Below are 14230 nucleotides of genomic sequence, written 5' to 3' on the forward strand. Positions count from 1 at the left end.
GCCTGATCTCTTTCTGAGTTCCCTCTTTTCACAAGCCTTGTTATTACTAGGGGCTGTTGACCTTTGGTGGTTAAATTTTGTTCTCGCTATAAGCGTTTTAGGCGCGGCGAGGTGTGTGCCGCCTAGTCATTCTAAGCAAATACACCTCAACAAAGCATAAAACGCTTAGAGTACGGGACGCGCAGTCGAACCCTTCGGGCAGCGTGTGTGGGGAGTTTCTGCTGCGTTATCGGCTTCTCATGTAGGCTAGCTACACATCGACGCCTTGCCTTGCACAAAATCCCCACAAACTGCTGCAAAAATCATCACCAAAGGTCAACAGCCCCTAGGCTCTTTGCCTTTCGATGCGCTTTTGGCGACAAATTTTTCAAATCAGCACTAAAGTTTTTCCCCGCTAAGGCGAAACCTTCATAGCACCATGACTTTACGGCTTTTCACCCTTTGAGGTGGCTTGTAAAAAAAAGTAGGAAAAAAGGTGTAAAGGTTTTTCCAAACGTGCCGTTACATGGGTTGTGAGAGATTTAGAACTGGTTTTCCCTGGGTTGCTGGGCGGAAGCCGGACTTAGTACCAAAGGAGAATAGTTATGGCTATTACAGTAAACACTAACGTGCCTGCAATGACCGCTCAGCGCTACTTGAACAGCTCAACCGATGCGTTGAACAATTCGATGGAGCGTCTGTCGTCAGGTTTTCGAATCAACAGTGCAAAGGATGATGCAGCAGGTCTGCAAATCTCTAACCGCCTGATTTCACAGAGCCGTGGCTTGGACGTCGCAGTACGTAACGCAAACGACGGTATCTCAATGTCACAAACTGCTGAAGGTGCGATGGAAGAATCCACCAACATCCTACAGCGTATGCGTGACCTGTCACTACAATCTGCTAACGGTGCCAACGGTGACCAAGAGCGTATGGCCATCCAGGAAGAAATTGTTGCCCTACAAGACGAACTGAACCGTATCGCGGAAACCACTTCTTTCGGTGGTGCTAAACTGCTGAACGGTACTTACGGTACCAAAGCATTCCAAATCGGTGCTGACGCGGGTGAAGCAGTCTTCATGGAGTTCAAGAACATCCGTGCTGACGAAGCAATGATGGGTGGTGCGACCTATAAAGCGACTGTGGCGGCATCTGCAGACATGGCTGCTTGGACTGCAACTGGTGGCTCTACTCTGTCTATGGCGATCACTAATGCGGACGGTACCACTGCGACCATCAACGTTTCTTCAAAAGCAGGCGATGATGTTGAAGAAGTAGCAACGTACATTAATGGTCAGGCAGATGGCAAAGTGTCAGCGTCTGTGACCGAAAACGGCGAACTGCAAATCGTATCTGCTTCAGGTGCTGATGTTGCATTCACTGGTGCACTGGCGACCTCTCTGGGCATTGCAGGCGCAACGAAAGTTGACCAAACAGTGCAAGATGTTGACGTCAGCACTGTTGGTGGTGCTCAGCGCGCAGTTGGTCTTGTGGACAACGCGATGCAATACATCGATTCACACCGTGCTGAATTGGGTGCGAAACAGAACCGCTTAAGCCACGCGATTGCGAACCTGGATAACGTCAACGAGAACGTTAGCGCATCTAACAGCCGCATCCGTGACGTTGATTTTGCGAAAGAAACGACTCAGTTCACTAAATCTCAGATCCTACAGCAGTCAGGTACGTCTATACTTGCACAAGCGAAGCAAGCACCGTCAGCTGCACTGAGCCTGTTAGGCTAATAGCAAGACGGAAAATGACGGTGAGCTTGCCCCTCACCGTCAATAGCTAACAGGAGGTGAACTACGATGGACCTATCATCCGTTTCGACGTCATCCCTGTCTCATGTGACTCCACAGTCAGGCACGAAAGTTGCTAGCAGTAAACAATCTGTGGAGGGGACTCAACCCAACATCACGAACCAGCGGCAGATGGCAGAGAATGTTGAAAAGCTGTCTCAGCGCCGTGTAGAACAAGTCCAAAAGCTTGAAGATACGCGTCGTATGCAGCAAGAACAGCTCGAAATGCTGGTTGAGCGACTGGATGAGTTTGTGTCTACCTTTAACAAAGGCTTGTCATTTCGACTCGATGAGGATTCAGGAAGAAGTGTGGTTACTGTCTACGAAATGAGTAGTGGTGACATCATTCGACAGATTCCCGAGAAAGAAATGCTAGAGCTAGCTCAGCAACTGTCTCTTCATGCGAGGGGGCTCGTTGCAGAAAAGGTATAACTGAGGTAAGTAACAATGGGTTTAAGCGCAACAGGCCTTGGCAGTGGCATGGACATCAACTCCATGGTCAGCAAGATTGTTGAAGCCGAGAAAGCGCCTAAACAAGAGCGTATCGTGAGAGGCTTGAACGATGTTGAAACTAACATCAGTGCTTACGGTAGGCTTAAAACTTCCCTCGATACGATGAAAGACATGATGTATGACTTTCGCCGTAATAATACCTTCGCGGCGCGGAGCACAGTTTCAAACAATCCAGAAGCTGTCTCCGCCTCCGCCGACCACCAAGCCGTTACCGGTGTTTACTCCATCGATGTACAGCAACTCGCGCAGTCTCACAAACTAGTTTCTGACGGTTTAGATTCCAAGGCCGATTTTGGCGTAGGACAAATCACACTGAGTTTGGGCGGCCGAACTACCACGATTGATATCGACGCGAACAGCAGTTCGCTTCTCGATATCGTTAGAACCATCAATAACAGTGCAAGTAATCCTGGTATCAAAGCCTCTGTCATTAATGATGATAGCGGGGCGAGGTTGATCCTCGGTGGAGACAAAACGGGCGCAGACAACCAAATTTCGGTCAGTGTGAATGCGCCGATGACATCACCGTTGCAGGCACTGGCATATAACCCTGACAGTGCAACAAATTCGATGAATGAAATGCAAGCCGCTTTAGATGCCCGCATTCTGATCGATGGACTGGCTTCGGTTTCCAGCGATACCAACACCTTTGCTGACGCTATCCGAGGCGTGGAAATAGAAGTGTCTCAATTGACTGCACCCTCAGATGGCCCTGTGGTCATCACGGTGGATGAAGACAGAGATACTGTAAAAGCATCACTCGAAGAGTTTGTCGATGCTTACAATGCCTTCTATCAGGTAACAAAGGCGTTATCTAAATACGACCCGGAAACCCAACAGGGTGGTCCTTTGGTGGGTGACAGCGTTATTCGATCTGCGGTTAACCAAATGCGCTCGTTGTTTTCTACGCCAATTGAAGGCGCACCGGATTCCCTGAAAACGCTCAGTGAGCTTGGTATCTCCACCACTATGGATGGACGTTTAGAAATCAACTACAACCTGCTGGACAAACAGTTGACGCGTAACTTTGGTGCGTTAGAAGGCTTCTTCGGTGGTAATCAGGGTTTCGCCCGTAAAGTGGAAGACACTGTAAAGAACTTTACCGGGGTGGGTGGCGCAATCCGTAATCGTGAATCCAGTCTGGGTGATCAGCGTATCCGACTGCAAGATGAGCAGGACAAACTGGATCGCCGAATGGAAGACTTGGAAAACCGTACTTTAAAACAGTTTTCTGCTATGGATAACGCGATGGCAGAGATGCAATCTCAATTGTCCGCCATGATGAATATCATGCCGGCAATGTAAGAGAGATGACGATGCAAGCTTTGCTATCCCAACTGTCAGAGATTGATGAACAGCTTCTGGCAATACTGAATTCAGACTCTGTCGACTCTAGTGAGATGGCACGGTTATTGAATAATAGGAAACAATGTCTGGCAGAAATCACGGTGTTGCCGGAAAAGCCGGAACAAGCTGCATGGTCAAAGGCTATCGCCAGAACAGAGCAGTTATTTAGTCTTATAAAAGTACAGCGTGATAGCGCTGCTGCCCATGCCAGTCGTTTTAAGAAAGGGCGCCAGTCAGTGCAAGTTTACAAAAAGTTCGAGTAGGTGAGGAATGTTATGAGAGGGTCACTTCAGGCCTACAAAAAAGTTTCAGTAGACAGCCAGCTGAGTGCTGCATCACCACACAAGGTGATTCAAATGCTAATGGCGGGCGCTATCGAACGTTTGGTTCAGGGCAAAGCGGCAATGTTGCAAGGTGACGTTGCGGTGAAAGGTGAACGTCTGGGTAAGGCGCTGGATATTATCATTAGCCTGCGTACGTGTTTGTCAATGGATGATGGCGGTGAAATTGCAACTAACTTGGATGCACTTTACGATTTTATGATCCGTCAAATTTCTGAGGCAAACCGAGACAACTTGGAAACACCTATCGACGATGTGATCGATATTTTGCGCGAAATTAAATCAGCGTGGGATCAAATACCGGCTGAGTATCACAATATCACCTCTGCAGACGCATAAAATCGCGTCGGATTCACTACAATCTATTCTGTCATGGCACTGGAGTCACAGCTTTATTGTGTCTCTGGTTGCCTTATACCAAGCAATAATTACAATAGCCGGATTATTTTGTTATTGGTGACATTCGTGTAGCCGATGACTTACAAAGTTTTAGGGCAGATATATCTCACACATGCAAGGTTTAACGAAGATTCTTGTTATCGAGGATGATGAAAAATTTCGTCACGATTTAGGCGTTGTCTTGGAGTTTATTGGTGAGCAATACCTGCTATGTTCGACCACTGAGCTAAATGATTCGCATTGGAAAGAGGCCGAGGGCGCTTGCTTTCTGGGTAACATTCACTCACCTCAGCGCTTTTCACAGGTGCTGGACAGTTTAGCAATTAACAATCATATTCCTGTTATAGCGCTTGCGAAACATAAAACGGAATTGTCTGGACTGCCGAATTTTGTCGGTGAGCTTGAGCTGCCACTAAATTACCCCCAACTTGCTGATGCACTCCGACACTGTAAGGAGTTTTCTGGCAAGCTAGCATTTAACATTCCTCAACTTAGCCGAAAAAATACGCTTTTTAGAAGCATGGTTGGTCGTAGTGAAGCTATCGCTGATGTTCGTCATCTTATCGAGCAAGTTGCTGGAACCGACGCCAGCGTACTGATTCTAGGTGAATCTGGTACTGGTAAAGAAGTTGTCGCACGCAACATCCACTACCATTCGCAGCGCGGTAAAGGGCCTTTCGTGCCCGTGAACTGCGGTGCGATTCCACCGGAACTGCTAGAGAGTGAACTGTTCGGTCACGAAAAAGGGGCATTTACTGGCGCAATTTCTGCGCGTAAAGGCCGCTTTGAACTGGCAGAGGGCGGCACTCTATTCTTGGACGAAATTGGCGACATGCCGCAGCCGATGCAGGTCAAACTGCTTCGTGTGCTTCAGGAGCGTTGCTTTGAGCGTGTCGGCGGCAACAAGACTATTCAGGTGAATGTGCGTGTTGTGGCGGCGACACACCGCAATCTCGACACTATGATCGAAGAAGGCTCATTCCGTGAGGATCTATTTTATCGCCTGAACGTATTCCCTATCGAAATGCCGGCATTGCGTGAACGTATTGAAGATACACCATTGCTGATTCAGGAACTGATGGCGCGTTTGGAGGCAGAAGGCGGGAATCAGGTGCACCTGACGCCTCGTGCTATCAGCTCACTGATGGAACACGACTGGCCAGGTAACGTTCGTGAACTCGCGAACCTGATTGAGCGTATGGTTATTTTGTATCCGGGCCAAATGGTGGATGTGAACAGACTGCCGAAGAAATATCGTTACAGCGACATTCCCGAATTCCAGCCCGAGACGCTGGGTGGTTTTGAAGCTGAGGAAGATCTGGAACGCGATGCTCTTCATGCCGTGTTTGCAATGGATGAACCGGAAGAAGAGATGCCAGGCTTTGCCAATCCTTCGACTGCTGGGCTTCCACCCGAAGGTGTTGACCTTAAGGCGATGCTGGCAGACCTGGAAGTAGACATGATTCGTCAGGCTCTGGAGGCGCAAATGGGCATCGTGGCACGCGCAGCAGATATGTTGGGTATGCGACGTACAACACTGGTTGAGAAAATGCGTAAATACGGCCTGAACAAAGAAGGTATTGCCTGATCGCAAACATTCCTTCGTGATACGGAATTGATTCATATGAAAGCGGAGTCATTTTTTTGACTTCGCTTTTTTGTGTCTTTTTGTCTAATTATCTGAATTTCATCAAATTAATAATTGGCACATTATCTGCTTAGAGCTATCTAGCGTCAGAAAAAAGAGAGCTAAATAGTCGAGCATTATGGAAGCCAATCATTCTCCTTTGGGAACCGTCGATCAGCAGGTGCTGAGATACAAACAGGTATTAGATGTCATGCCAGCAGGCGTGATACTGCTCGATTCGTTCGGCCGGGTGGCAGAAGCCAACCCAGAAGCATTTCGTCTGCTTGGCACTCCGCTGACGCAAGAGCGTTGGGTTGATGTGATCAACCGAGCGTTTTCGCCCCGTGAAGATGACGGTCATGAAGTTTCACTGCGTGACGGACGCAAAGTGAAACTCGGTATTTCCGCTTCTGATTCCGGTCAGCTCATTCTTATTACCGACATGACGGAAACCCGTCTTTTGCAATCGCGTGTCAGCGATCTCCAGCGCCTGTCCTCGTTGGGTAAGATGGTTGCTTCACTGGCGCATCAGGTGCGTACGCCACTTTCCAGTGCCTTACTTTATGCGGCAAACCTCGGTGCGCCAAACCTCAGTGAGCCAACCCGTAAACGCTTCCAGATGAAGCTGGTGGACAGGCTTCATGATCTTGAAAAGCAGGTCAATGACATGTTGCTGTTTGCTAAAGGCGGCGACAACAAAGTCATAAACATCTTTACGCTTGAGCACCTGCTTAATGAATTTGAGCCCATGGTCGAAGCACTCGTCAGCAGCCAACAGGTCGATTTTGAAATTAACTGCGATGATGAATCCCATCAGTTGTTGGGCAACATGAATGCGCTGGCAAGTGCACTGTCGAATCTGGTCATTAATGCCATTCAGGTTGCTGGTAAAGGCAGCAAAGTCGTCGTCGATGCCCGTGCGATTCATGGACAACTCTTCCTGTCAGTGGCTGACAATGGTCCAGGTATCGCCCCAGAACTTCAAAGCAAGATTCTTGAACCCTTTTTCACAACGAGGCAACAAGGCACAGGCCTTGGTCTCGCTGTTGTTCAAATGGTCTGCCATGCCCACAAAGGCCGGCTGACACTTCAATCTCAACCGGGCCAGGGTGCCTGTTTTACGCTCTGCCTACCACTGGCAGACAACTGCGATACCACGCAGGAAGAGGTATCAGGAGAAGCACAATGAATCAGAGCAAAGTACTTATCGTTGAAGATGATGAAGGTTTGCGTGAAGCCTTGGTGGATACCCTCGCGCTTGCAGGTTACCAGTGGCTTGAAGCAGACAGTGCCGAGCAGGCTTTGTTACTGCTGAAAAATGAAACGGTCGATATCGTGGTCTCTGATGTACAGATGGCGGGCATGGATGGTCTGGGGCTGTTGAGAAACCTCAAACTGAATTATCCCAACCTACCCGTGCTTCTGATGACAGCCTACGCGAACATTCAGGATGCAGTAGCTGCCATGAAAGAGGGCGCTATCGACTACATGGCAAAGCCGTTTGCGCCGGAAGTGCTCCTAAACATGGTGAGCCGCTATGCGCCAGTGAAAGCGGATAACAGTGACGCAGTCGTTGCTGACCCGAAAAGCCAGGCGTTGATTGCATTGGCGGATCGTGTTGCCAAAACTGATGCTAACGTGATGATTCTTGGTCCGAGTGGTTCAGGTAAAGAAGTGATGGCACGTCATATTCACCGCCATTCACTGCGTATGGAAGGTCCTTTCATTGCTATTAACTGTGCGGCGATTCCAGAAAACATGCTGGAAGCGACCCTGTTTGGCTATGAAAAAGGTGCCTTTACCGGTGCGGTACAGGCGTGTCCTGGTAAATTTGAACAGGCACAGGGCGGTACCATTTTGCTTGATGAAATCAGTGAGATGGACTTAGCGCTTCAAGCTAAATTACTGCGTGTGCTTCAGGAACGTGAAGTTGAGCGCCTGGGGAGTCGGAAGAGCATCAAGCTTGATGTACGTGTGCTGGCAACCAGTAACCGCGATCTGCGCCAATATGTAGAAGAAGGTAACTTCCGTGAAGACCTTTACTACCGACTGAATGTTTTTCCAATTTCCTGGCTGCCTTTGTGTGAACGTGTTGGAGACATTATCCCGCTGGCAGAACACCTTCTTAAACGCCATTGCTGCAAGCTGGGTCAAGCGGTGCCGCAACTGACCCAGGAGGCTGCCGAAAAACTGACACAGTATCGCTGGCCGGGGAATGTGCGTGAACTAGACAACGTGATGCAGCGTGGGCTGATCCTTTGCCATCAGGGTGTTATTGAAGCTGGCGATATCTTACTTGAAGGAGTGGACTGGAAAGATGCGGGCAGCCTACAAAATCTGGTGTCCTCCAACGAAATCATTACGCCGATTATCCAGCCACAGGCTATACCGAGTCGTACTGAGTCCATCGTGGCTTCGGCGGACAGCCTTGGCAGTGAGCTTCGCGATCAGGAGTTTGCCATCATCTTGGAAACAATACGCGCCTGTGAGGGCCGTCGTAAGGATGTAGCTGAACGCTTGGGTATCAGCCCACGAACCCTTCGTTATAAGCTCGCCAAAATGCGTGATGCGGGCATCGATATTCCTCAATGAAGCGATGCTTTTTGTTGAGTAAGTGTGCTATTGGGATTGGCTTGATAATTGCATGAAAGCTAATCAGAACGCCCCTAAAGCCCGAAAAGACGGGAATTGCCAAAGTTTTGACAGTGAGGAAGACCTATGAAAATTAACCCGATGCAACATGAGATGCAGACCATGGCATTGGAAGCGCAGAACACGTCTCGTGCTGCGACTGGTCAACAGGTCTCCCAGGATTTTGGCGAACTTTTATCTGGTGCTATCAATACAGTGAATGGCATCCAAAAGACCTCCAATGAAATGGCGACACGCTTTGACCAAGGCGACCGCAGCGTGAGCCTGTCTGATGTAATGATTGCGCGTAACAAATCCAGCGTGGCATTCGAAGCGACGGTTCAGACCCGCAATAAGCTGGTCGAAGCATACAAAGAACTAATGAACATGCCTGTTTAATTTAGGATCTAACCTGTGGCGGAAGATAACAACACACAACTTGCCCTCAACGATGGTGCTGCGGCATTGCCCGCCACCACAGATGGCGGATCATCGTTTGCTGATCCGGATATGATGGAGCGTGATGTCACCCCAACCGGTCCTTTGGGTGGGGGCGATATCGCGCGCCAATTGATCCTTGTTGCTGCCGTCGCGATTTGTATTTCTCTTGTTGTGTTGCTGTTTTTGTGGGTTCAGGAACCTGAAATGCGCCCGCTGGGGACTTACGAAACCGAAGAACTGATACCGGTTCTCGACCACCTCGACCAACAGAAAATTGATTATAAGCTGGAAGGCAACACGATTCGTGTGCCAGCCAAGGACTATTCCACGATTAAATTAAACTTGAGCCGTGCCGGCCTGAATTCAGCATCTGAAGAAGGTGATGACATTCTGATGCAGGACATGGGCTTTGGTGTGTCCCAGCAACTGGAGCGAGAACGTCTCAAACTGAGCCGCGAACGTCAGCTTGCTGCAGCGATTGAAAAAATCCGCGCTGTCAGCAAAGCCCGCGTACTGCTGGCAATGCCAAAACAAAGTGTATTTGTTCGCCACAATCAGGAGGCCTCGGCCACCGTGTTCCTGACCGTTCGTGGTAACACGCAACTGGGTCAGGAAGAAGTCGATTCTATCGTCGACATGGTGGCCTCTGCTGTGCCAAGCCTTAAACCTTCCCGTGTGACCGTGACAGACCAACATGGCCGTCTGCTGAGCTCGGGCAGTCAGGATCCAATGGCTTCGCAGCGCCGCAAAGAATATGAACTTGAGCGTAAGCAAGAACAGGCTCTGCGCGAGAAAATTGATGCGATTTTGATCCCTGTACTGGGTCTGGGTAACTATACGTCTCAGGTCGATGTCACCATGGACTTCAGTTCGATTGAGGAAACCCGTAAGCGTTTCGACCCTGCGACTTCCTCTACGCGAAGTGAATATACCCGTGAGAATTACAACAACACCGATTACGTAGCCGGTGTTCCGGGCGCACTCAGCAATCAACCACCGGTTGACTCTGCCATCCCTCAGGATGTGCAGGACCTAAAAAATGGCGGTGCTGGAGACAAAGGTTCATTAAGCCGCGAAGCGACCCGAAACTTTGAATTGGATACCACCATCAGCCATCGCCGCGGTCAGACTGGCACCATTGCCCGTCAAACCGTCTCTGTTGCTGTTGATTATATTTCTTCAACGAACCCGGAAAGCGGTGAAATTACCCGCACACCAGTGGGTGATGCAGAGCTTGAGAAAATTCGCCGACTTCTTGTTGGTGGTGTGGGTTACGCTGAAAACCGTGGGGATATTCTGGAAGTCATTTCTGTTCCGTTTGTCACGCCCGAAGAAGTGGCGCTGGGTGAGGTGCCTATCTGGGAACACCAGAACTTCAACGATTGGGTGCGCTGGCTGGCCGCTTCACTGGTTATCATCGTGGTGGTACTGGTCTTGATTCGCCCAGCAATGTCCAAACTTATTAATCCAGCGAAAGACGACGACGGTACACTGGGACCGAATGGCGAGATGCTTGGTCCCGATGGCCTGCCTCTCAGCCCGGATGATGATATCGGCCTGATCGGCGCAGATCTGGACGGTTCGAGTAGCTTTGGTATGAGCTCATCGAACCTCAACCTGCCTGATCTCCATAAAGATGAAGACCTGCTCAAAGCAGTCAGGGCTCTTGTTGCAAATGAACCTGATCTTGCTGCTCAGGTAGTGAAAAGTTGGTTAAGTAACGATGGCTAAAGAAGATAAAGATGGCGTTGCGAGTAACTTTGATGTCTCTCAGCTATCAGGCATAGAAAAGGCCTCTATTCTGCTGCTTAGTTTAACTGAGCAGGATGCGGCGAGCATCATCCGTCACTTAGAGCCGAAGCAGGTTCAGAAAGTGGGTGGTGCCATGACCCAGTTGACAGACCTAAATCCAGACAAAGTGAACGCGGTACACCGAGCATTCTTAGAGGAAATCCAAGGCTATACAGCCATTGGTTTGGGTAGTGAAGACTTCGTACGTAATGCGCTGATTGCAGCTTTGGGTGAAGACAAGGCTAACAATCTGGTTGACCAGATTGTACTGGGCAGCGGCTCTAAAGGTCTGGATTCACTAAAATGGATGGATCCCCGTCAGGTGGCCTCTATCATTATCAACGAACACCCGCAGATACAAACTATCGTACTTTCATATCTGGAACCGGAACAATCAGCTGTTATTCTGGCTCAGTTTGCAGAACGTGATGCCCTTGACCTAGTGATGCGTATTGCCAACCTGGAAGAAGTTCAGCCAGCTGCACTGCATGAGCTGAATGAAATCATGGAGAAACAATTCGCAGGCCAAGCCGGCGCGCAAGCAGCCAAGATCGGCGGCTTGAAAGCGGCTGCAGATATCATGAACTATATGGATAACTCGCTTGAGTCGGCACTGATGGAACAAATCGGTCAAACCGACGAAGAGATGGCATCACAAATTCAGGATCTCATGTTCGTCTTCGACAATTTGGCAGATGTGGACGATCGTGGTATTCAAGCCATTCTCAAAGACGTACCTCAGGAAGCGCTGCTCAAAGCGCTTAAAGGTGCGGAAGAGGGGCTTCGTGACAAGATCCTTGGCAACATGTCGAAACGTGCGGCAGAAATGCTGCAGGACGACCTTGAAGCCATGGGTCCAATTCGTGTGGCAGATGTCGAAGCTGCTCAGAAAGAAATTCTTTCTGTTGCCCGCAAGTTGGCTGATTCTGGCGAAATTATGCTGAGCAGCGGTGGTGCTGACGAATTCCTGTAATTCTGCACCTTTTTCAATATTAACAACGCTTTAATAAAGAGTTTTATAAGGTAACAACATGAGCTTAGAACGTCGTCGCGGATATATTCGTGCAAACGAGCAGCCAGAGGGCGTTCTGGAGCGTTGGGATATTCCAAATTACGACCCGTCCAACGCGCCTCCGCGTGATACGGCGATGAACTACGATCCAGGTTGGGAACCTGCGGAACTGGCTGAAGAAGATCAGGAGCCTGAACTTGACCTTTCCATGCTGACCGCAGACTCGTTGGAGCAAATCCGCCAGTCTGCTGTTGAAGAGGGCATGGCTGAAGGCCGCGAAGCGGGTTTCACTGAAGGTAAAGAAGCGGGCTTCGAAGAAGGCAAAACAGAAGGTTTCGAAGCCGGCAAAGAAGAAGGCTACCAGCAGGCAATGGACGACGGTCAGCAGTTGATTGAAAATCGCTGCCACCACCTTGACGCGATTCTCTCTAAGCTTGCCTTCCCGTTAGAGCAGGTTGATCACCAGGTTCAACACCAAGTCGTTGAATTGGTGTTGCACCTGTCTAAAGCGGTTATTCAGACCGAAGTTCAGACTAACCCTCAGGTGATTTTAAATACCCTGCGTGAAGCCGTGAACGCACTACCAATGAATGGTCGTCAAATTACCATTTATCTCCATCCCGAAGATTTAGATGTGGTGACAACCGCCCATAGCGTGGAATCGCTGCGTGATCGCGAGTGGCGTTTGATTGCTGAGCCAGCCATCAATCGAGGCGATATCCAGGTCGCTTGCGGTGACTCTGTGGTGGATTACCGGATGGAAGATCGCATTCGTGAAATGCTGACCCGTTTTACCGGGCAGAATATGACCAAAGAGCCTGAGCCATCTGCTGATGGACTAGGGGCGGATGTGCTTCAGGGCGCAGACAAGTTGGTGACGGGCGATATTCCCGAGCAAGGAGAAGATGTCACTGTCGCTCAACAAGAGCAAGATTTACATCCTGCTGATTCCAGCGACGAACCAGTGCTTGATACGGAACCTACTTCTGAAGCAATCCATGATGCAGAGGTTCTGACAGGAGATGACGATGGTCAGCCTGTCTGAACGACTTGCGGCACTTAAAACCGACAGTTTATCCACGCGTCCGGTTGCCTCTGGCAAACTGGTGCGTGTGGTTGGTTTAACGTTAGAAGCTATCGGTTGCCGCGCACCTATTGGTAGCCTCTGCAAAGTCGAAACCCTCAATGGTACCATCGAAGCCGAAGTGGTCGGTTTTGCCGGCGAAACCCTTTATTTAATGCCAAGCGAGCAAATTTCAGGTGTGCTCCCGGGGGCGCGCGTGACACCAATGGTTGGCGAACAGGGCATTCCTGTGGGTCATGAATTGCTTGGCCGCGTAATTGATGGTGTCGGTAATCCGCTGGATGGATTAGGTGATATCTTTACCGGACAAACCGCTCCTTTCACCCCTACAGCTATCAACCCGTTGGCAAGAAAACCTATTGATACGCCACTGGATGTGGGTATTAAAGCCATCAATGGTTTGCTGACAGTCGGTAAAGGTCAGCGTATTGGTCTTTTTGCTGGCTCTGGTGTGGGAAAATCCGTGACGCTGGGTATGATGACCCGAGGCACGACAGCACAGGTTGTTGTTGTGGGGCTGATTGGTGAACGTGGCCGTGAAGTCAAAGAGTTCATTGACGAGATCCTTGGCAAAGAAGGACGCGAGCGCTCAGTTGTCATAGCAGCTCCTGCAGATGCGTCACCTCTGATGCGTTTGAAAGGCTGTCAAACCGCACTGACTATCGCAGAATTCTTCCGCGATCAGGGGTTAGATGTGTTGCTTTTGATGGACTCCCTGACCCGTTTTGCTCAGGCGCAGCGTGAAATTGCCTTGTCGGTCGGTGAGCCTCCAGCGACCAAAGGCTATCCGCCTTCGGTGTTTGCTAAATTACCAGCACTCGTAGAACGTGCGGGTAACGGTAATGAAGGTCAGGGCTCTATCACGGCATTCTTTACCGTGTTAACCGAAGGTGATGATCTGCAAGATCCCATTGCGGATGCTGCTCGTGCGATCCTTGATGGTCACATCGTGCTTTCCCGAGAAATGGCGGATGCAGGGCATTACCCAGCCATTGATGTAGAACGCTCGGTAAGCCGTGTGATGCCAAATATTGTGAATGATGAACATATGTTGATGGCGCGCGCCGTGCGGCAAGTGCTGTCAGTCTGTCGTAAAAATCAGGATTTGGTCTCTATCGGTGCGTATAAGCCAGGCACCGATCAGGCTATCGATCAGGCCTTCACCCTTAAGCCACGTTTGGATATGTACCTACAGCAGGGCATGAAAGATGTGGTGCCGTATGACATGTGCGTCAACATGCTACGGTCTACACTTCAATAGGT

13 protein-coding genes are annotated in these 14230 nt (G+C 49.7%); all 13 read left to right on the plus strand.

All coding sequences use genetic code 11. The features are described from left to right. The first annotated feature begins 584 nt into the window (after nucleotides 1-584). The 13 genes from VP504_RS15545 to fliI all read left to right on the plus strand — a co-directional run bounded on the left by VP504_RS15545 (nucleotide 585) and on the right by fliI (nucleotide 14228). Nucleotides 585-1724, plus strand: a complete 1140-nt coding sequence (locus VP504_RS15545; protein WP_325891963.1) for a flagellin — start codon at nucleotides 585-587, stop codon at nucleotides 1722-1724. 66 nt (nucleotides 1725-1790) lie between these two features. Next, nucleotides 1791-2213, plus strand: coding sequence for a flagellar protein FlaG (locus tag VP504_RS15550; RefSeq protein ID WP_062704565.1), 423 nt, complete (start codon nucleotides 1791-1793; stop codon nucleotides 2211-2213). 15 nt (nucleotides 2214-2228) lie between these two features. Continuing rightward, nucleotides 2229-3599, plus strand: coding sequence for a flagellar filament capping protein FliD (gene fliD / locus VP504_RS15555; protein WP_325891964.1), 1371 nt, complete (start codon nucleotides 2229-2231; stop codon nucleotides 3597-3599). 11 nt (nucleotides 3600-3610) lie between these two features. Beyond that, on the plus strand, nucleotides 3611-3904 hold the full coding sequence (locus VP504_RS15560; protein WP_325891965.1) for a hypothetical protein: 294 nt from the start codon (nucleotides 3611-3613) through the stop codon (nucleotides 3902-3904). A gap of 12 nt (nucleotides 3905-3916) precedes the next feature. Beyond that, complete coding sequence (fliS, locus tag VP504_RS15565) at nucleotides 3917-4321, plus strand: flagellar export chaperone FliS (RefSeq protein ID WP_062704572.1); 405 nt, start codon at nucleotides 3917-3919, stop codon at nucleotides 4319-4321. Between the two features lie 172 nt (nucleotides 4322-4493). Beyond that, on the plus strand, nucleotides 4494-5969 hold the full coding sequence (locus VP504_RS15570) for a sigma-54 dependent transcriptional regulator (protein WP_325891966.1): 1476 nt from the start codon (nucleotides 4494-4496) through the stop codon (nucleotides 5967-5969). A 178-nt stretch (nucleotides 5970-6147) separates the two neighbouring features. Continuing rightward, nucleotides 6148-7197, plus strand: a complete 1050-nt coding sequence (locus VP504_RS15575) for a sensor histidine kinase (protein ID WP_325891967.1) — start codon at nucleotides 6148-6150, stop codon at nucleotides 7195-7197. Then, nucleotides 7194-8600 carry a sigma-54 dependent transcriptional regulator gene (locus VP504_RS15580; RefSeq protein WP_325891968.1) on the plus strand — a complete coding sequence of 469 codons (1407 nt, stop codon included), beginning with the start codon at nucleotides 7194-7196 and terminating at the stop codon, nucleotides 8598-8600. The genes VP504_RS15575 and VP504_RS15580 overlap by 4 nt, the downstream gene beginning before the upstream one ends. A gap of 126 nt (nucleotides 8601-8726) precedes the next feature. Beyond that, a complete protein-coding gene (gene fliE / locus VP504_RS15585) occupies nucleotides 8727-9038 on the plus strand; it encodes a flagellar hook-basal body complex protein FliE (RefSeq protein WP_062704581.1) in 312 nt (103 codons plus the stop codon). Between the two features lie 15 nt (nucleotides 9039-9053). After that, nucleotides 9054-10811: a flagellar basal-body MS-ring/collar protein FliF gene (gene fliF / locus VP504_RS15590; protein ID WP_325891969.1), complete on the plus strand. Its 1758-nt coding sequence runs from the start codon at nucleotides 9054-9056 to the stop codon at nucleotides 10809-10811. Beyond that, a complete protein-coding gene (gene fliG, locus VP504_RS15595; protein ID WP_325891970.1) occupies nucleotides 10804-11844 on the plus strand; it encodes a flagellar motor switch protein FliG in 1041 nt (346 codons plus the stop codon). Before fliF ends, fliG begins: the two co-directional genes overlap by 8 nt. Nucleotides 11845-11902: 58 nt before the next feature. Next, nucleotides 11903-12928: a flagellar assembly protein FliH gene (gene fliH, locus VP504_RS15600; RefSeq protein WP_325891971.1), complete on the plus strand. Its 1026-nt coding sequence runs from the start codon at nucleotides 11903-11905 to the stop codon at nucleotides 12926-12928. Continuing rightward, nucleotides 12912-14228: a flagellar protein export ATPase FliI gene (gene fliI / locus VP504_RS15605; RefSeq protein ID WP_325891972.1), complete on the plus strand. Its 1317-nt coding sequence runs from the start codon at nucleotides 12912-12914 to the stop codon at nucleotides 14226-14228. The genes fliH and fliI overlap by 17 nt, the downstream gene beginning before the upstream one ends. Nucleotides 14229-14230: the final 2 nt, after the last annotated feature.

It is taken from the genome of Grimontia sp. NTOU-MAR1 (assembly GCF_035758505.1).
Classification (GTDB): Bacteria; Pseudomonadota; Gammaproteobacteria; order Enterobacterales; family Vibrionaceae; genus Enterovibrio; species Enterovibrio marinus.

What these genes read in the sequence shown, in the direction of transcription:
- fliI (WP_325891972.1), top strand. Translation starts at nt 12,912, where the DNA reads ATGGTCAGCCTGTCTGAACGACTTGCGGCACTTAAAACCGACAGTTTA.
- VP504_RS15580 (WP_325891968.1), top strand. Translation starts at nt 7,194, where the DNA reads ATGAATCAGAGCAAAGTACTTATCGTTGAAGATGATGAAGGTTTGCGT.
- VP504_RS15550 (WP_062704565.1), top strand. Translation starts at nt 1,791, where the DNA reads ATGGACCTATCATCCGTTTCGACGTCATCCCTGTCTCATGTGACTCCA.
- VP504_RS15545 (WP_325891963.1), top strand. Translation starts at nt 585, where the DNA reads ATGGCTATTACAGTAAACACTAACGTGCCTGCAATGACCGCTCAGCGC.
- fliH (WP_325891971.1), top strand. Translation starts at nt 11,903, where the DNA reads ATGAGCTTAGAACGTCGTCGCGGATATATTCGTGCAAACGAGCAGCCA.
- fliD (WP_325891964.1), top strand. Translation starts at nt 2,229, where the DNA reads ATGGGTTTAAGCGCAACAGGCCTTGGCAGTGGCATGGACATCAACTCC.
- fliG (WP_325891970.1), top strand. Translation starts at nt 10,804, where the DNA reads ATGGCTAAAGAAGATAAAGATGGCGTTGCGAGTAACTTTGATGTCTCT.
- VP504_RS15575 (WP_325891967.1), top strand. Translation starts at nt 6,148, where the DNA reads ATGGAAGCCAATCATTCTCCTTTGGGAACCGTCGATCAGCAGGTGCTG.
- fliS (WP_062704572.1), top strand. Translation starts at nt 3,917, where the DNA reads ATGAGAGGGTCACTTCAGGCCTACAAAAAAGTTTCAGTAGACAGCCAG.
- VP504_RS15570 (WP_325891966.1), top strand. Translation starts at nt 4,494, where the DNA reads ATGCAAGGTTTAACGAAGATTCTTGTTATCGAGGATGATGAAAAATTT.
- fliE (WP_062704581.1), top strand. Translation starts at nt 8,727, where the DNA reads ATGAAAATTAACCCGATGCAACATGAGATGCAGACCATGGCATTGGAA.
- VP504_RS15560 (WP_325891965.1), top strand. Translation starts at nt 3,611, where the DNA reads ATGCAAGCTTTGCTATCCCAACTGTCAGAGATTGATGAACAGCTTCTG.